The sequence below is a fragment of the Cohaesibacter intestini genome (genome assembly GCF_003324485.1).
Lineage (GTDB): Bacteria > Pseudomonadota > Alphaproteobacteria > Rhizobiales > Cohaesibacteraceae > Cohaesibacter > Cohaesibacter intestini.
In genome coordinates, this window is sequence record NZ_QODK01000007.1 from 73,687 (window position 1) to 92,172 (window position 18,486).

Annotated in this window: 11 protein-coding genes; 4 read left to right on the forward strand and 7 right to left on the reverse strand. The window is 58.1% G+C overall.

From position 1 onward, the window contains the following. Positions 1–68 precede the first annotated feature (68 nt). The 4 genes from DSD30_RS19275 to DSD30_RS19295 all read right to left on the reverse strand — a co-directional run bounded on the left by DSD30_RS19275 (position 69) and on the right by DSD30_RS19295 (position 6,317). Positions 69–2,282 (reverse strand): FAD-dependent oxidoreductase, encoded by a 2,214-nt coding sequence (locus DSD30_RS19275; RefSeq protein WP_114011387.1) that lies wholly within the window; start codon positions 2,280–2,282, stop codon positions 69–71. 14 nt (positions 2,283–2,296) lie between these two features. Next, the gene (locus tag DSD30_RS19280; protein ID WP_114011388.1) at positions 2,297–3,505 is read right to left on the reverse strand and encodes an acetyl-CoA C-acetyltransferase; all 1,209 of its coding nucleotides are present in this window, start codon (positions 3,503–3,505) and stop codon (positions 2,297–2,299) included. 122 nt (positions 3,506–3,627) lie between these two features. Then, positions 3,628–5,415, reverse strand: coding sequence for an acyl-CoA dehydrogenase C-terminal domain-containing protein (locus DSD30_RS19285; protein WP_114011389.1), 1,788 nt, complete (start codon positions 5,413–5,415; stop codon positions 3,628–3,630). Between the two features lie 458 nt (positions 5,416–5,873). Further along, a complete protein-coding gene (locus DSD30_RS19295) occupies positions 5,874–6,317 on the reverse strand; it encodes a MerR family transcriptional regulator (RefSeq protein ID WP_114011391.1) in 444 nt (147 codons plus the stop codon). A 459-nt stretch (positions 6,318–6,776) separates the two neighbouring features. Between DSD30_RS19295 and DSD30_RS19300 the strand changes: the two genes are divergently transcribed. The 3 genes from DSD30_RS19300 (at position 6,777) to DSD30_RS19310 (ending at position 13,412) form a co-directional block, all read left to right on the forward strand. Then, complete coding sequence (locus tag DSD30_RS19300) at positions 6,777–11,231, forward strand: peptidoglycan-binding protein (protein ID WP_114011392.1); 4,455 nt, start codon at positions 6,777–6,779, stop codon at positions 11,229–11,231. Between the two features lie 475 nt (positions 11,232–11,706). After that, entirely contained in the window at positions 11,707–12,630 is a 924-nt protein-coding gene (locus DSD30_RS19305; RefSeq protein ID WP_114011393.1) for a sulfite exporter TauE/SafE family protein, read from the forward strand. After that, positions 12,630–13,412: a TIGR02186 family protein gene (locus DSD30_RS19310; RefSeq protein WP_114011394.1), complete on the forward strand. Its 783-nt coding sequence runs from the start codon at positions 12,630–12,632 to the stop codon at positions 13,410–13,412. The genes DSD30_RS19305 and DSD30_RS19310 overlap by 1 nt, the downstream gene beginning before the upstream one ends. A 9-nt stretch (positions 13,413–13,421) precedes the next feature. On the opposite strand, the gene pdeM is transcribed toward DSD30_RS19310, so the two are convergent. The 3 genes from pdeM to DSD30_RS19325 all read right to left on the reverse strand — a co-directional run bounded on the left by pdeM (position 13,422) and on the right by DSD30_RS19325 (position 17,793). Then, positions 13,422–14,222 (reverse strand): ligase-associated DNA damage response endonuclease PdeM, encoded by an 801-nt coding sequence (pdeM, locus tag DSD30_RS19315; protein ID WP_245418548.1) that lies wholly within the window; start codon positions 14,220–14,222, stop codon positions 13,422–13,424. Positions 14,223–14,256: 34 nt separating this feature from the next. Next, the gene (locus DSD30_RS19320) at positions 14,257–16,779 is read right to left on the reverse strand and encodes a ligase-associated DNA damage response DEXH box helicase (RefSeq protein WP_114011472.1); all 2,523 of its coding nucleotides are present in this window, start codon (positions 16,777–16,779) and stop codon (positions 14,257–14,259) included. A 201-nt stretch (positions 16,780–16,980) separates the two neighbouring features. Further along, entirely contained in the window at positions 16,981–17,793 is an 813-nt protein-coding gene (locus DSD30_RS19325; RefSeq protein ID WP_157967782.1) for a GGDEF domain-containing protein, read from the reverse strand. Positions 17,794–18,108: 315 nt separating this feature from the next. On the opposite strand from DSD30_RS19325, the gene DSD30_RS19330 reads away from it, so the two are divergent. Beyond that, on the forward strand, positions 18,109–18,390 hold the full coding sequence (locus tag DSD30_RS19330; protein WP_114011396.1) for a DUF6460 domain-containing protein: 282 nt from the start codon (positions 18,109–18,111) through the stop codon (positions 18,388–18,390). Positions 18,391–18,486 lie beyond the last annotated feature (96 nt).

The following is an 18,486-nucleotide window of genomic DNA, read 5'->3' on the forward strand; positions in this document are numbered from 1 at the left end:
GGTGGTGATCACAAAAAAAGGCCGGGAGCGGATGCGTCCCGGCCTTTTGATTTCATGGTCTTGTCGGCTTATTCAGCGGCGACCTTGCTGCTTTCCGGGTTGAAGCGGACATAGAAGCGATCCTTGTTGGCCGCCATGTCTTCAAGCAAGCTCGGTGCCTTAAAGCGCTCGCCGAATTTGGCTTCCAGCGCCTTGCATTTGGCAAGGAAGGCAGGCGTCCCCATCGTGTCGATATAGGAGAAAACACCGCCGGTGAAAGGGGCAAAGCCGAAGCCGAGGATCGAGCCGACATCAGCCTCGCGGACATCTTCCAGCACGCCATCTTCAAACACCCGCACGGCTTCCACCGCTTGGGCGACCAGCAGGCGATCCTTGATCTCGGCATGGTCGATGCTGTCGGCATCCAGCTGCGGCGCGAGGTCTTTGAGGCCCGGCCAGAGGCGTTTGTTGCGGCCTTCATAATCATAGAAGCCCTTGCCGTTTTTGCGGCCAAGACGACCCTCATCCACCACCAGCTTTTTCAGCAAGGCTTCCTGAGCAGGGTCGACCGAGCCTTCGCCCAATTGCTTTTTGGTGGTCTGAAGGATGTTCCAGGCCAATTCCAAAGCCACCTCGTCATTCAAAGACAAAGGACCGACCGGCATGCCCGCCTGTTTGGCGAGATTTTCGACCATTGCTGCCGGGACGCCTTCGGTCAGCATCAAGTGGCCTTCGCGGACATAGGCCAGCACCGAGCGATTGGCAAAGAAGCCACGGCCATCATTGACGAGGATCGGGGTCTTCTTGATCAGAGCGACGAAATCGAGCGCCTTGGCGATGGCTTCATCGCCGGTTTCCTTGCCCTTGATCACTTCGACCAGCATCATCTTATCAACCGGCGAGAAGAAGTGGATGCCAATGAAGCCTGCCGGATTGGACACGGCTTTTGCCAGACCGGTGATTGGCAGGGTGGAGGTGTTGGAGGCGATGGTGCAGCCCTTGCCAACCACGGCTTCGATTTTCTGGAAAATCGAAGCTTTCAATTCGGGATCTTCAAACACCGCTTCGATCACCAGATCGCAATCCGCAAGCTGGGCATAATCGTTGGTCGGGGTGACGCGGGAGAGGATCGCTTCGACCTTATCCTGCGTCGTGCGGCCTTTTTTCAGCGCCTTGGTCAGGGTCTCTTCGATATGGCCCTTGCCCTTGTCGGCGCTGTCTTGGTCACGATCCACCAGCACCACGTCAAGCCCGGCCTTGGCCGAGACATGGGCAATGCCTGCCCCCATGAAGCCAGCGCCGATGACGGCGACTTTCTTCAGGTCACTCTTCGGCACGCCAGTGGGACGACGGGCCCCTTTGCCCAACTCTTGCATATTGAGGAACAGGGAGCGGATCATATTGGCCGCTTCCGGGGTGGCGACGGTCTTGGCGAAATAGCGGCTCTCGATTTTCAGCGCCGTGTCCATATCCATCAACAGGCCTTCATAGGCTGCGCGGATCATGTAGCGGATGGCCGGGTAATTGTCGTGGGTCTCGCGGCGATAAATCGCGCCGACCGCTGGCCAAACCTGAAAACCGGCTGGGCTGTAAACCCGACCCGATGGCAGCTTGAAGCCCTTTTGATCCCATGGTTTGACGGCTTTGAGGCCATCGCGGATCATTTGCTTGGCGGCTTCGATCAGCTCATCCGCAGGCACCACCTTGTCGATGATTTTCGACGCAAGCGCCCGTTTCGGGGCCAGCATGGAGCCTTTCATCAGGAATTGCAGGCCTTGCTGCGTGTCCATCATCCGCAGGATACGGGTGGTGCCACCGGCGCCGGGGAAGAGACCAACCTTGACCTCTGGCAGGCCGATCTTGGCGCTGTCCTTGTCGACCATCACCCGGCCATGGCAGGCGAGCGCCAACTCACAGGCGCCGCCCGCAGCGGTGCCATTCAAGGCGGCGACCCAAGGCTTGCCGGAAGTCTCGAGCTTGCGGAAGGTCAGGGTCAGGCGGCGGCTTTCCTCGAACAATTCGGTTGCCGCTGCGGTCTGGCCTTTTTCAGCAATGGCCTTTTGATATTGGCCCAGCAGCCCCTGCAGCATGGTGAGATCGGCACCACCGGAAAACTGGCTCTTGCCAGAGGTGACAACGACCGCTTTCACCGCCTCATTGGCGGTCATGTCGTCAATCACCTTGTCAAGCTCAAGGATCACCTCTCCGGTGAAGACATTCATCGAGCGGTCGGGCATGTCCCAAGTCAGGAGCGCGATGCCGTCGGCGTCAATGTCGGTTTTAAAATTGATATAGTCAGACATGTCTCTGGCCTCCCTTATACGCGCTCAATGATGGTCGCGGTGCCCATGCCTGCGCCGATGCACAGGGTCACGAGCGCAATATTCTGATCACGGCGTTCAAGCTCATCGAGCACGGTGCCCATAATCATCGCGCCAGTCGCCCCTAAAGGGTGCCCCATGGCAATCGCACCGCCATTGACGTTGACCGTGGCAGGATCGGCCTGAAAATACTGCATGAAGCGCAACACCACCGAGGCGAAGGCTTCGTTGACCTCGATCAGATCGATGTCGGAGAAGGACATGCCAGCGCGTTTGAGAACCTTGTCGGTGACATCGGTCGGGCCGGTCAGCATCAGGGCTGGCTCGGAGCCAATATTGGCAAAGGCGCGGATGCGGGCACGCGGCTTGAGGCCTGCGGCTTTGCCCGCCTCTTCATTGCCAATCAGGATGGCAGCGGCCCCATCGACGATGCCGGACGAGTTGCCCGCATGGTGGATATGGTTGATCGCTTCGATCTCTGGATAGCGTTCCATTGCCACCGCATTGAAGCCGCCCATTTCGCCGATCATACCGAAGGAGGGATTGAGCTTGGCGAGGTCATCACTGGTGGTGCCGGGGCGCATATGCTCATCCTTGTCGAGGATCAGCGCGCCGTTGATGTCGGTCACCGGGACGACGGATTTGTCGAAATAGCCATTGTCCCATGCATGGGCGGCGCGTTTCTGGCTTTCCACCGACAGGGCATCGGCCTGTTCGCGGCTGAAGCCATATTTGGTGGCGATCAGGTCGGCGGAGACCCCTTGCGGCATGAAGTAAGACGGCACATTGACGCCCGGATCCATGAACCAAGCGCCGCCCGATGAGCCAAGCCCGAGGCGCGACATGGCTTCAACGCCGCCACCGATGGTCATATCATGCGCGCCTGCCATCACCTGACTGGCGGCCATATTGATGGCATCAAGGCCAGAGGCGCAGAAGCGATTGATCTGCATGCCCGGCACGGACTGGTCATAATTGGCGGCAAAGGCGGCCGCGCGCGGAATGACACCACCCGCTTCGCCGATCGGATCAACACAGCCCAGCACGATATCGTCGACCAGTTTGGTGTCCAGACCGTTGCGATCGCGAAGGGCTTTCAAAGTGCTGGCGGCCAACTGCACTGCCGGTACTTCATGCAAAGCCCCGTCGGCCTTGCCACGCCCGCGTGGCGTGCGCACATGATCATAGATAAAAGCGTCTGCCATGAATTGTCTCCCCGGGGGAAGGCTCCCGGCCCGTTAAGGCCCCTTCCCTCTCTTTGTTCAAAACGATTTCCTGCCGCCTTGGTGTCAAGCCAAAGGCGGCAGGTCATGGTGTTTGTTTGATCTTAGAAGCTTTCCGCAGGCAGCGCCATCACACTGTCGGCCCCAACCATGATGCGATCGCGGCGCATGGCGGTGGTTGGCATGGTGCGTTCCATGTAGAATTTGGCCAAAGCCAGCTTGGTGTCAAAGAAGCTCTTGCGGCTCTCATCGGTATTTTTGAGCGCAACTTCAACGATCTGGCTCCACATATAGCCGAGCATCACCGTGCCGAAGAGATGCATATAATCGACCGAGCCTGCGCCCGCATGATCCGGGTTGCCAAGGGCATTGTTGCCGAACCACATGGTGGCTTTCTGCAGATCCTCGGCCCCGGCTTTCAGCGGCAGCACGAAGGGTGCCATGGCTTCGTCGCTGGCATGCTTCTCGGCATAAGCGCCCAGCTCCTGGAACAAAGCCATGATGCCACGTCCGCCATTGGCCATCAGCTTGCGGCCAACGAGGTCGAGCGCCTGAATGCCATTGGCCCCCTCATAGATCATGGTGATGCGGGCATCGCGAACAAACTGGGACGCGCCGGTTTCCTCGATGAAACCATGGCCACCAAAGACCTGCTGGCCGAGCACGGCATTTTCAAAGCCCATATCGGTGAGGTAGCCCTTGAGGACCGGCGTCAACAGGCTGAGGCGATCATCGGCAATCTGGCGGACTTTCTCGTCCGGATGCTTGTGAGCGATGTCAGACTGGATCGATGCATAAAGGCAGAAGGCACGGGCGGCTTCGTTGAAGCTGCGCATGGCCAGCAGCATCCGGCGAATGTCAGGATGGACGATCAACGGATCGGCTGGGCCGTCAGGATTTTTGGTGCCGGTCAGGGCACGGCCCTGCAAGCGATCCTTGGCATAGTCGCGGGCATGCTGATAGGCGGCCTCCGACTGGGTCAGGCCCTGAATGGCCACGCCGAGGCGGGCTTCATTCATCATCACGAACATCGCCTTGAGGCCTTTATTTTCCTCACCGACAAGCCAGCCCTGCGAGCCGTCAAAATTCATCACGCAGGTGGAATTGGCATGGATGCCCATTTTCTCTTCGATCTTGCCGACCGAGACATGGTTGGCCTCGCCGGGATTGTTGTCGGCATCTGGCACGAATTTCGGCACGACAAACAGCGAGATGCCCTTGGTGCCAGCGGGTGCGCCTTCGATGCGGGCGAGGACCAGATGGATGACATTTTCCGACAGGTCATGGTCGCCGGCGGAAATGAAGATCTTGGTGCCGGAAATCTTGTAGCTGCCATCATCCTGCGGCACCGCCTTGGTGCGCAGCAGACCCAGATCGGTGCCGCAATGAGGCTCGGTCAGGTTCATGGTGCCGGTCCAATTGCCTTCGACCATTTTGGGCAGGAAGCGCTGCTTGATCTCGTCGCTGGCATGGACATCCATTGCCGCATAGGCCCCTTGGGTCAGGCCCGGATACATGGAGAAGGACAGATTGGCGGTGCCAAGATACTCGTTGATGATCACATTGAGGGTGGTTGGCAGACCCTGCCCGCCATAATCCGGGTCGGCAGACAGACCCATCCAGCCGCCTTCGACAAACTGATCCCATGCTGCCTTGAAGCCGGTCGGCGTGGTGACGCGCCCGTCTTCATGCAACTGACAGCCCTCGACATCGCCGGACATATTGAGCGGCTGAAGCACTTCGGAGGCGAATTTGCCACCTTCATTGAGGATGGCTTCCACCAGATCCTCGGTCGCTTCTTCATAGCCGGGCAAAGTGTTGAGCGCCTCAAGGCCGAAAACGTCTTTCAGCAGGAAAAGGCTTTCTTCCACCGGGATGGTCAGATTTGGCATGGTGTGTCTCCCTCATTTGATCCGCGCCAATTTACAGCGACAGGCCGTCATAGGTGCCCCCTATTGGTAGCCCATGTGGCGGTTTCAGATCGATTCCCTCGTTGATCCGGGAGCATTTTCCTCCGATTGGATCAACCTTACGTTCGCGTAAGCGTTAGGCTAGATATAACGCGAAGCCTGCCTCTATTCAAGGGCAGAAAGCACGCTCACCGACCAAAGTCTGCCCGCGACAAGTCACATCTGTGCGACTGTCGCCAAATGACGTAGGGGAGCGTTGACCTTGCAGCCCAAAGGTGCAAAAGGCAACCATACCTGTCTTCTCTGGAAAAACCCGGATCACGCCAAGATCCGCTGCAAACAAACCTTCTTTCCTGGCCAAAAAGCGAAAAGGCGCACCGACCTTCGGCACGCCTTGAAAGCAAATCACCCTTGCATTCGGACCATGTCACCTCCGCTTGTCAGGCTTCGCTCTTTTCTTTCTCCCGCAGCATGCCGGAGACCACGGCAACGGTGCGTTCGAGATCGGCGATGGCCTGATCGACATCCTCGCGTTGCTGACGCAGCACGTTGATTTGCTGGGTGAAGCGGTCCAGAGCCACGCGCAGTTGCGTCACTTGCCCGTCCCGCAGATCATACAGATCGAGCATATCCTTGATTTCAGTCAGGGAGAAACCGACCTTCTTACCCATCAGGACCAGCTTCAGACGGGCACGGTCGCGGCGAGAATAGATCCGCGACATGCCCTCGCGGCGTGGATTGAGCAAATTCTTGTCTTCATAAAAGCGCAAGGTGCGCAAGGTGACACCGAATTCCTTGGCGAGGTCGCCAATGGTGTAGGAGAGCGGGCCGGTGTCGTTGGTCGAGGCGGTCAGGACATCCTTGCCTTCATCCGGCGCACGCATGGTTTGTTGTTCTTCATTCACGACCCTAAACTCCCTCGCTGAAATCGCATCTTTGTGACGATACAAAATCTCGCCAGTTTACCTAATGGTAAACCACCGTTCGCGGTCGCTGTCAATGCGACAGGTTGGATTTTGTGTACCAAATGCGGGATCGCTGCATTGCGCCCCGGTGCCTTTCCACCCTGCCCGCCCCCAAGGGAGGTGAGGGCAGCATGCTGCACCAGCAAGGCCTGTATTTTCGGGCATTTCATATACCAGAAATTGCGTAGAGTTCGCCAGATTTATGGTGAGCAAAGGGTTAACAGAATAGGTAATTTTCGCAATTCGCGTTTCCCATTAACGGCTTCTTTACCCTAAATTCGGAAAGTGCTCATGAGGAATTCCGTCGGTGACGGGTTAGTTATGCCGTCCTAAATCCATGTCCGGGTGGCCGAACCGACAACCAGTTGAGTCTGCATCATGAGAGATGAATCTTTCCATACGGATCGCGAAGTAGGTGAATTCATAGAGGGCTTGCGTGCCTCGTCCCGCAGACGCCGACGGGGCAGCCAAGCCCGCTATGATTCCACCCAGCCACAGGGTGACCAACCTTCAGGGCAGAATGCCGAGTTGTTGGCAATGATCCGTGACATGGAGACTCAGTTGCAGGCTCTGTCCGGTGCTGGCGTTGAGACTGATCCGGCACCATATTCCAACTACCAACGCACCCGAACCAACCGCCCCCGCCCTGAAGCCGGACATGATCACAACCGTGAGGCCAACTATCGCGGGGCCCTCGACCGGATCGAAGCACAATTGCAGCGCGTCGATCAGGCCCTTGGACGCAACAAAAGCAAAGCCATGCCTGCGATGCCGCGGAGCATGCGGCCGCGCCAAGAGCGCCCGATGTCTCCTGCACAGGACGCGTCCGTTGCGCCACGGCCTGTAACCAACCCAGTTGCCAATACCGGTGTTGATCAAGCCCTGCGGCAAATTATGGAGCGGGTTGAGACCATGGCACCGAAGGTGGAGGGCAATGCCACCCAGCTGCAGCATCAGGACGACAAAATCAACTGTCTGCGCGAGGACGTCGCCGCTCTACGGGATCTCCTTGATCGCGCCAATTATGACGGTGTGTCAGAACGATTGCTGACCGAGATTGCTGCCATGTCCGGGCGCATTGAAGCCCTGTCTGAAATGGTGACCCAGACCCATCATGATCCGATGCTGATCGACGCCATTCACGACATCCGGGCTCTTCTGGATCGTCCGGCGCAGGATCCTGCTCTGGATGCCCATTTCGAACGTATCCTGAGTAAACTCGACAATCTGCCTGTGGCGGATCATTTCAAAGATTTCGAGCGCCTGTCCGGTCAGCTGGATCAGTTGCGAGACCTGCTATCCACTTCACCGCGGATGCAGCACATCACCGACATGTCCGGTCAAATGGGGATGATTGTCGACCGGTTGGGTCGACTGGAAGACAGCGTTCGCCATAGCGTAAGCACAGCGCCGGTTGATGCATTGTCGCAGCAATTGGGCAATCGCCTTGCCGGTCTGCAGGATCAGATCGAGCGGCTGGACCCCAGCGAACGACTGATGCGGTTGGAAGATCAGTTTTCAGCCCTTGCCGACCGGCTGGAAAGCAATCAGGATCAAAGCGGTGTGACCGAGCCAATCGAAGTTCTGGCCCGTCAGATGGAAAGCCTTGTCACGATGATCGACAGGCAGGATCCGACTGCCCAGCGTTCGGCGCTTGAGCAATTGGCAACCCGGATTGGCGATCTTGACGAGCGGCTGCATGCCAACATGGCCAATATAGGCCTTGGTGCTGCGGAGCAACGCTTTGATCATGTAGAGCGCACCCTCGCACGCATTGACGATCTGCTCGCCCAGAGGATGGGCAGCACGGACCTGTCCGGGATCGAAACCGGCCTGTCGCGACTGGCTGATCGCATGGAAGCGCAGGAAGCGGCTCTGCGAGCCCGTCCGGTCCAGTCCGAACCAACGGATATGGAAGGCCTGTCACGGCTGGAAGGCATGATTGCAGATCTTGCCGACCGGCTCGATGACGCCTCGCAGAACAAAACCGGTGGTGATCAGCAGTTCTTCGAGAGCCTGACCAGTCGGCTTGACAGTCTTGCTGATCAGTTCGCCAAATCGCAGACCCGCTTTGACGCGGTCGACCGGATCGGCAAGGATATCCAGCAACTGGCTTCGGCTGCCCCGAAAGCGCCAATGAATGAAGCCAAGATGGCGGAAGCCGCTGCGGTCAAGGCTTTGCAGAAAATTGGTCCTCTGTCCGCCGGTCCAATGGATAATGCGCTTGAGGCCATCATGGATGGGCTCAAAGATGACCTAAGCGGCCTGCGCCGTCTGGCCGAGAGCAACGAATCCAGCACCAAGGAAAGCCTGACCAGTGTCAGCGGCATGCTCAAAGGCATTGCTGATCGGTTGAGCGTGTTGGAAGAGGAAGTCCGCTCGAGTGAGACCCACCCTGCCGCTTCTGCCCACCCTGCCGCTTCTGTCAAGGGCATGTCTGTTGAAAGCAACGCGGACGATGAACCGCGTGGCCTTAGCCGCCTGTTGCGGCGCGGCAAGAAATCTTCAAAACCTGCCGATGCGTCCTCTGCCCGAGATACTGAACCGCAGGTGATCGAGAATGCGCAACAGATGAGCGCCGCCGACCTGCTTGCCAACAGACCTCAGCGCACGCCACGTTCGGGTGCAGCGCCGACAGTTTCCAGCCCGGCACCATCGCAGGGCCGCTCTTCGGGACAGGCCGTTGAAGCCCAGTCTCAAGATGCGGGCGATCGGCAGCCACGTATTTCGATTTCCGGTCGCGCTGTCAGTGCATCTGCCGCCAGTGCCAGCCAACCACAAGCTCGCGCACCGGGTCAGATGCAACCACAGGCACGCCCCACGGTTCAGGGCAATGTGGCGTTGAAAGCAGAGCCTGAGCAGAGCCCAGAGACCCAGCGTCGCACCGCTCAGATTGTTGATGGCAACGCACAAGGCCCAGCCCGCAGCGAGACCAGTGGTGGCACCTCGAAAGCCGATTTCATTGCTGCCGCTCGCCGAGCCGCTCAGGCCGCTGCGCAGGAAAGCGAACGGGTGGAGAAAGAAGACAGCGAAAAGCAAGGCTTCCTCTCCCGGTTCAAAGGCAGCAAGAAGGGCAAAGCAGAAACGCAGGCTTCAAGCGCAGCAGACATGCTCGCCGCGCGTGGCATGAAAGATGGTCAAGATACGGCCAGAGGCAAGGACGGTCAAAATCGGAAGGACCGTCGTGCCGCGATGGCCGAGGCCACACGCAATGCCAAACAACTGAAAAATCTCGATCCTGATGCGATTGCCGAGAAGCTGAATAGCAACCCCAATGCCGCGCTTGTTGCAGACATGCTGGAGGATGACGAAATCCGCACCAGCCTGTTGGGCAAAATCGGTTCTGCTGTGTCGCGCCACAGCCGCCCGTTGCTGATGGCAGCAGCGGCAATTCTGCTCGCCATCACGACGCTGCAGCTGGTTCAAAATCCGAATTCCAGCCTGCATGGCCTGTTCAACAAACTGACTGCCGAACAGGAGGCCGCCCCTACGTCTCTGGATCAAGCCCCTGCTTCAGATACAGAGGCAGAACCGCAGGCTCCGGGACCGCAATCCAGTCTCGCCCCTGCATCGGGCAATGTGATGCCTCCGATGAAAGGGAAGGATGCGAGCCGCGCCATAACCTTCTCGCAACCGTCCGGAGTGGAAGCCTCGTTGGCAGGGCCGCGCCTGCCGCAAAAGCCGACCACAGCCGCATCGGAAGGCATAGCCACCTTCATGCCGCAGCAAAGCGGGCAGGTGCCCGGTATCGTGCCCGGTGAAGCGGATGGTGTCGATCTGACCCCAACCAGCTCGATCCCGAGCAAGGTGGCTGCGGATGTTAGTGCGTTGCAAGCCGATGCAGCCACCCAACCGATGCCACCGAAACCGGCAGACGCACCGACTGCTGCGGGTGACGATGAGGTCGACCCGGCCTTGTCATCGATTCAGGCAGCGGTCGATATGAACAAAATACTGGCACCGGGCATTTCCACTTCGCCTTTGCTGACGGCAGCAAAGGGCGGGGATGCGCTCGCCCAGTTCGAGATGGGCCGACGGTTAACCCTTGGCGAAGGGGTGAGCGCCGATTTGCAGGAAGCGGCCACATGGTTCGAGAAAGCCGCCGCCCAGTCAATGCCGCAGGCCCAATACAGCCTCGCCAATCTTTATGAGAAGGGCAAGGGCGTGAAACGCGACTATCAGGTCGCCCGCCTTTGGTATCAACGCGCTGCGGAAGCAGGCAATGTCAAGGCTATGCACAATCTCGCCGTGCTCTATGCAGAAGGTGGACTGGGCAAGCCGGACTTCAATCAGGCCTCCAAATGGTTCATCGCTGCGGCTGATCACGGGCTCAAGGACAGCCAGTATAATCTGGCCATTCTCTATGCCCGTGGCATGGGGATGAAGCAGGATTTGCTGCAGAGCTACAAGTGGTTTGCCATTGCCGCCCAAAATGGCGACCAAGGAGCAAACGCGAAACGCGACGAGGTCTTTGCTGTGCTCAACCCGACCCAGCAGAAAGCCGCAAAAACGCTGGTTGAAACGTGGGTGCCGAAAGTGGCCAAACCATCTGCCAACAAACTGGCCTCCATTCCCGATGCCTGGAGAAACAAGGCTCCGGCGGTGGTGACTGGTATGCAGAGCGGTCCGCAAGGCTTTGTTGTCAATCAGGCGACGATTGCCAAGACACAGTCGATGCTCGGCGCGCTTGGCTATAATGCAGGGCCCGCTGATGGACAGATGGGGCCGATGACCCGGACGGCCATCCGCAACTTCCAGGAAGTTGCTGGCATGCCGGTGACGGGCAAAGTTGACAAGGCATTGATTGAAGCTCTGTCCATGCGTATCATCTAAAGCAAGACGAGACCGATCAAATTCAAGCATGAGCTGGGACCATCGCCGCGGTGGGTCCCAACCCACTTTGTTTCGGTCTTGCGTGTGTTGTAGAACGAAAAACGGTCGATCCGCCTTCAAGACGTCAAAGGCAAGGCTGCCTCAGGATGCCCAATATGGGGGCACTGTTGGCGGCTTGGGCTTTACTTATCCAACGGCTGGTTGAGAGAGTTGTGATCCGCTTGTGTCATTTCGGATTTTTGCATCGAAATGCGCTATGTTTCGTTGACTTTCTGCCCCGCGATATGGGATGGATGCGACAGGTTTTCTGGCCCGATTTCGAACCTTTATTCGCCGGATTGAAGGTCTGTCTTGCGATTATTGGCAGCTTGTCGCTATCATTGATCGCAGTGCGACCAAGTGTCTCGAATGGGGGCTTGGTCCACACCCTGTTTGAAACCGCCATCGAGGCACATCCCGTGACAGGAGTGAGCGCGTGGAGCTCTATCTCCCCATCGCAGAACTGCCCGTAAACATCTTTGTCATTCTTGCGATGGGTGGCACGGTGGGCTTTCTGTCTGGCATTTTCGGTGTTGGTGGCGGTTTTCTCCTCACGCCTTTGTTGATCTTCTACGGTATTCCGCCCGCAGTGGCCGTTGCCTCGGTGACCGCGCAGATTACGGCCTCCTCGACGACGGGATCGCTGGCCTATCTGCGCACGGGCAATCTCGATTTAAAGCTCGGCTGCGTGCTGTTCAGTGCCGGTATCATAGGGTCCTTCATTGGCGTGGAGGTCTTCGCCATCCTCAGAACCCTTGGCCAGCTCGATCTGATCATTTCCGTCTCTTACGTCACCTTTTTGGGGGCGATCGGGTCCCTGATGGTGATGGAAAGCGTGCGCTCGATCGTTCGCAGCCGCCGTAACGGGCCGGTTGCGATGCGTAAACCGGGTCAACATAACTGGATCCACCGCCTCCCCTTCAAGATGCGCTTCAAGAAATCGAAGCTCTATATCAGCGTGTTGCCTGTAATGGCGATTGGCGGCACCATCGGTTTTCTGGGTACGGTGCTCGGCATTGGCGGCGGTTTCATGCTGGTCCCGGCGCTGATCTATCTGCTGCATGTGCCAACGGCGGTGGTGATCGGCACATCCTTGTTCCAGATTCTGGTGACAATGGCCGTGGCGACGATCCTGCATGCGACCACAACCCAGTCGGTCGACATCGTGCTGGCACTGATCCTGATGGTCGGCGGCACGATCGGCGCACAATTTGGCGCGCAGTTCGGGCAGAAGATGAAGGGCGAACAATTGCGGGCTTTGTTGGGCCTGTTGGTGTTGATGGTCGGTATGCGTTTTGCTGTCGATCTGGTGATCGAGCCTCGGGAACTATACAGCATCGAAGTCAGGGAGACGCAGTGATGGCCCGTTTTCTGCTGACTTTGCTTGCTGCCTGTTTCGTTCTTCTGGGATCAAACCGCCATGTGCTGCATGCGGAAAGCATTGTTTCGGACATGTCGGACCGGGTGATCCGGATCAACTCGAACTTTACCGGATCCCAGATCGTGGTGTTCGGCATGATCGAGCGCGATGCCAACACCGTGTCGCGCGGCGCACCCTATGATCTGGTGATCGTTGTGCGGGGATGGGATCAGAATCTGGTTTCGCGCCGCAAGGAGCGGGTGGTTGGCGTCTGGGTCAACACCAAGAAGCGCGCCTATGCCAATGCTCCCAATTTCTATGTGATGGCAACCAACCGCAAACTGGAAGACATCGCCCATCCTGCCCTCTTGTCGAAGCTGCAGATTGGCTCCGATTATCTGTTGCTGCCACCAACCGGGATCGATAGCAGTCAGTTCTCCACCTATGATCCGTTTCGCGAGGCAGCCCTGCGATTGAAGCGGCAAAAGGGGCTTTATCGCGATGACCTGTCCTCCATCACGTTCCTCAATGACTCCATGTTTCGTAGCACGGTGGACATTCCGGCCAATGTGGAAGTCGGCCGCTATGATGTCACGGTCTATTTGTTCCGCGGTGGGGCGCTGCTGCATTCCCAGACCCAGCCCTTGAATGTCGCCAAGTCAGGCTTTGAGCAGGTCACCTACAATCTGGCCCAGAAGCAGAGCTTCATCTATGGGCTGTTATGCGTGCTGCTGGCTGTCTTTACCGGGTGGTTTGCCGGCGTCGTCTTCCGCAAGAATTAGAACTGATCATCAGCGTTTTGGTCGCCGGATGCCAGCGTAAGGATGCTCGGTGATGACTTGCCGCCCGATCACCAGCAGACGGCTGGATGGTGAGGCCAGCGCGGCCAAGGCCGGTTCATGAATATTCAAGCCGCCGGTATAGGCTCCATAGGCAGGCATGACGATCCGCTCGGGACTGACCAGAAAGCACTTGCGCCTGAGGGTGCGACCACGTGAAGGAATGGAGACCACGGGGTGCAAATGGCCACATATCTCGGCTCTGTGCCGGGTTTGCTTTTCCGGTTCAACTTCACTGTTCCCTTCCCCCGGTTCGTGGCATAGAAAAATCCCGCCTTCGGCACCTTCCAATATCCCGTTTTCGGCAACCTTGCCACCAAGGCTCTCGGGCAAGTGAGGGTCATGATTGCCGGTGATCCAGTGCCAGGCCAAACGCTGCGTCAGGGCGCGCAGACGGCTTCTTACCGCCTCATCCAGACGATTGGGGCCGTCCACGTCGTGAAATGAATCCCCAAGACAGATCACCGTTTGCGGCTGGTGTGCGGCTATATCCGCTTCCAGCAGGGCCAAGGTCATCTGGCTGTCATAGGGAGGTAGAAACTGGCCGGTGCGGGCAAAGGCGGAACCTTTCTCCAGATGCAAATCAGCCACCAGCAGCAGGCCTTGGTCCGGGTGGAGCAAGGCCCCGGAGCGAAGCGCGAGGAATGTCTCGCCAGCAAAGGCAAAGCGATGGCTCACGGGTGCGTCGAGCTCCTTGTCTGTGGACCGGGATGCGTTGGGCTTGTCCTGCCCGGACTCACTGGTTTGAAACACCGGCACAATCCTTCTGTGGTGCGTTGGGGTCTGATCATGTCTCAAGGCCGAACTGGGCGGCGGCTTCCATCAGCAAATCGTCTTCTGCCGCGCCGAAAATCGGCTCCTTGCCAATCTCCAGCAGAACCGGAATGGAAAGCGGCGAGGGTTCCTCAAGGGCGGAATGGACGATTCGTCCCCTGATCCGTTTGAGCATATCGCCGAGCCGCTGGATATCCAACAGACCAGCGGCTGCATCATCCCATGTGGCTTTCAGCAACAGATGGTCCGGCTCATGCTCACGCAGGACATTGTAGATCAGATCCGAGGACATGGTGATCTGGCGGCCTGATTTTTCTTTGCCCGGATGGCGGCGCTCGATCATGCCCGAAATCAGGGCGCAGGTGCGGAAGCTGCGCTTGAGCATGGCGCTTTCAGCCAGCCAGGCTTCCAGATCATCGCCGAGCATGTCTTCGTCAAACAAACGGTCAAAGCTCCAGCCCTGCTCGCTTTCGAGCTTGGCGAGATCTTTCAGCCCCCAGATCGACAGGGCATAGTCGGAAGCGACAAAGCCCAAGGGCCGAGCGCCAGCCCGCTCCAGCCTGCGGGTGAGGAGCATGCCCAGCGTCTGCAGAGCCAGCCGCCCCTCAAAGGCATAAAGCGTGAGATAATATTTGCCTGCACGGGGAAAAGTTTCGACCAGCAGCTGATCTGCACCCGGAATGATCGACTGTTCCTGCTGGCGGGTCAGCCAGTCGCGCACTTGCTCTGGCAGATTGGCCCAACTGTCTGGATTGGCCAGCATGGCCCGAACGCGGGAGGCGAGATAGGTGGAGAGCGGGAATTTGCCGCCCCAATAGCTCGGCACCTTGGGTTCGCGATGGTGGGTTTTGGTGACGAAGGCGGAATTTTCCTCCAAGGTCTCAAAGCGCAGCACCTGACCGGCAAACAGGAAACTGTCACCGGGGGTAAGTCCATCGATGAAGCTTTCCTCCACCTCACCAAGCGTTCGCCCTCCGCGCCCCAGCCGTTTGGGCTGACCGCTGCCGCCCTTCCAAGAGGTCAGCCGCACCTTGATCATCGGCTCTTCAACGATGGTGCCGATATTCAGCCTATATTGCTGGGCCCGTGAGGGGTGGGACAGGCGCCAAAGGGTTCGCCCCGTCTCCTTGTCCTTCATTGGTTTGAGCTTGGCAAATTGCTCATAGGCCCGCATCGCATAGCCACCAGTGGCAACAAAATCGATGGCTTGTTCAAATTGCTCCCAAGGCAAATCTCTGTATGGATAGGCAGCCTTCACTTCCTCGTAGAAGTCTTCAGCCGCAAAGGGACCAGCACAGGCCCGGCCCAGAATGTGCTGGGCCAGCACATCCAGCCCCCCACGACGGATCGGTGGGGTGTCCTGATCACCAAGATAGTTGGCGTCAAGCGCAGCGCGGCATTCGAGCAGTTCGAAACAATTGGAGGGCACGAGGATGGCACGCGATGGTTCGTCGAGCCGGTGGTTGGCCCGACCAATCCGCTGAGCAAGGCGACTTGCCCCCTTTGGGGCGCCGATATGCATCACCAGATCGACGTCCCCCCAGTCGATGCCGAGATCAAGGGTCGAGGTGCAAACCACAGCCCGAAGGCTGCCCGCGGCCATTGCCGCCTCAACCTTGCGCCTCTGACTGGCATCGAGGGAGCCATGATGCAGGGCGATTGGCAGGGTGTCGTCATTGATCGACCAGAGGCTCTGGAACAGATATTCGGCCTGCGAGCGGGTATTGACGAACAACAGGGTCGTCTTGTGGGCCTTGATGGCCTGATAGAGATCGGGGAGCGCATAGCGGGCACTGTGTCCGGCCCATGGAATGCGCTCTTCGGATGCCAACACCGAAATATCCGGCTTGCTGCCCCCCTGAAGGCGGAGGATCTGGGCTATTGCCGTCGGCAGGCCGTGTGCGTGGGGAACGAGCCAATCGGCCAACTCGATCGGATTGGAGACTGTCGCCGACAGGCCCACCGGGCGCACGTCAGGGGCAAGCTGCCTCAGACGCGAAAGGCCAAGGCTGAGCAACTCCCCCCGCTTGGAGGTAACCAAGGCATGCAGCTCGTCGAAAATGATGGTCTGAAGGGACGCGAACAGGGTCTCGGCCTCGCGGGAGGCAAGCAGCAGCGCCAATTGTTCCGGTGTTGTCAAAAGGCAATTGGGCGGCACTCTCTTCTGCCGCTGGCGTTTGTGGGCGGAGGTGTCACCGGTGCGGGTTTCAACGCTCACATCAAGCTGCATTTCGGCAATCGGTTGCTCGAGATTGCGGGCAATATCAACCGCCAGCGCTTTCAGGGGAGAGATATACAAGGTGTGGAGGCGCCCGTGCCAGTCCTCATCGGACTGGTGCAGGTCAACAAGCGAGGGCAGGAAACCCGACAGGGTCTTGCCCGCTCCAGTGGGGGCAATCAAAAGGGTAGGCAGCGATGCTTCCGCCGCTGTCAGCATCGCTGCCTGATGCGGGCGCAGCCGCCAGCTACGACCCGCAAGCCAATGGGCAAAGACCTCGGGCAAATGTGGGGTCTCTTCGCCCATGGCAATGCGCATGGCGAGCCCGTCCGGCCCTGCTTCTGACAGGTCGGTCAGGTCGTTGGTGCCGGGGCTAGCTACATTGCTGGCAGGGGTGTTGGCAGACTGAGTCATGCCCCGGACTATGGGTCAAGGAAACCGGCTTGTCACGGAAGGAGTTGCCGGGCGGCGCAAAATCACACAATGCATGACGGCCGCAAAGAAGAAGAGAGTTTCGGATCAGGCGGCAGCGTCACAAAATTCCACATCCAGCTCGAACCCCTCCACCTGATCGATCTGTTGATGAGACACCTGAACCTGATTGCGCCCTTTCGATTTGGCCACATAGAGCGCTTCATCGGCCCGAATGATCATATTGTGCAAGTCGTCATCATTATGCTGCCATTCTGTCACACCCGCACTCATCGTCAGTTCCACCTGTTTGCCATTCCACGAGAAAGGAGATTCGGCAATCCGTTCCCGCAGACGCTCGGCAAAGCCATGGGCACCAGACAGATCCGCTGCGCGAAGCAGGATGGCAAACTCTTCGCCTCCCCATCTGGCAACCAGATCGCTCTCGCGGCATGCCTGGCGCAAGATTTTGGCCAGATGCTGCAACGCCAGATCGCCAGCCAGATGACCATGACTGTCATTGATATTCTTGAAGTGATCCGCATCAAGCAGGATCAGCGACAAGGGCGCTTTCTGAAGCCCGGCCTGCACAAGCATGTTGCGACCGTGACGCACAAATCCATAGCGGTTGGCGAGACGGGTAAGATTGTCCCGCTCGACCTCTTCGCTGAGCTTCTTATTGTTCCGCTCAAGGATCTGAAACCCGCGCAACAGCAGGAAACTGGAGGCCAGAATGAAAAAGAATGGCACCAAAGTAATCATGAGAATGGCCAAGGACAGGAAGGGCGTATCCACCGTGCGATAGGCCCAGAAGGCACCGGCACTCGACACCAGACTGCACGTGGTTGCAATGAGACCGGAAACCAGCAGAGCCTGACCGGACGTCTCGACTTTCCCCAAGCGGTGATAAAATGATTCCAATATTGTTTCGCGATGCGTATTCACGTTGTCCCCCGACGGCTGATATGAACGCGTGACTTGGAAAATTTCATTCGATTAATGAGCCTCGTGGCTCGACAGTGGGATACAAGAAACAGAGATTCGCCTGACTGTCACCCGCAGGGGAGCGAAATTGACTGTCATCGCAGAAGAGTTCTAACCTTGCTCTTAATGAAAGGTTGAAGCCTTCATTCAACTTGATTACATGGATCATTATGAACCCGGCCCGACCACGCTTTCGGCTCATTTAAAGACTTTATTCACCCTGCGTGCGACCGATATTAGGAGCTACTTGACATGACCAACTCGACTCTGTCCCGTTTTTTCGGCGGCTCACCCGGCCCGGTCATATTGCGCCTGATTGGCCTGTCGGTGGTGGTCGGCATCGTCCTCAGTGCGCTGGATCTACATCCCCGCCAGGTGCTCAATCACCTCGTCGCGATGGTCGAGCATATTTATTATATGGGCTTTGATGCGGTCCATTGGGCGATTGAGTATTTCCTGCTTGGCGCCCTGATCGTCATTCCGATCTGGCTGGTAATGCGGGTGCTGAAAATGGGCCGCGACGAGCCGGAATAAGCCCGTTTTTTTTTGCGTCTAAAGGCGCTTTGCTGACCGCTGCCCCGGCATCACGCGGGCTTTCCTTTCCGTTTCCTGACCGGCAGGTTACCGATG

Excerpts from the sequence above, each read along its gene's own strand:
- DSD30_RS19275 (WP_114011387.1), bottom strand. The coding sequence starts at position 2,282 with ATGTCTGACTATATCAATTTTAAAACCGACATTGACGCCGACGGCATC.
- DSD30_RS19280 (WP_114011388.1), bottom strand. The coding sequence starts at position 3,505 with ATGGCAGACGCTTTTATCTATGATCATGTGCGCACGCCACGCGGGCGT.
- DSD30_RS19285 (WP_114011389.1), bottom strand. The coding sequence starts at position 5,415 with ATGCCAAATCTGACCATCCCGGTGGAAGAAAGCCTTTTCCTGCTGAAA.
- DSD30_RS19295 (WP_114011391.1), bottom strand. The coding sequence starts at position 6,317 with ATGCGTGCGCCGGATGAAGGCAAGGATGTCCTGACCGCCTCGACCAAC.
- DSD30_RS19300 (WP_114011392.1), top strand. The coding sequence starts at position 6,777 with ATGAGAGATGAATCTTTCCATACGGATCGCGAAGTAGGTGAATTCATA.
- DSD30_RS19310 (WP_114011394.1), top strand. The coding sequence starts at position 12,630 with ATGGCCCGTTTTCTGCTGACTTTGCTTGCTGCCTGTTTCGTTCTTCTG.
- DSD30_RS19320 (WP_114011472.1), bottom strand. The coding sequence starts at position 16,779 with ATGCGCATTGCCATGGGCGAAGAGACCCCACATTTGCCCGAGGTCTTT.
- DSD30_RS19330 (WP_114011396.1), top strand. The coding sequence starts at position 18,109 with ATGACCAACTCGACTCTGTCCCGTTTTTTCGGCGGCTCACCCGGCCCG.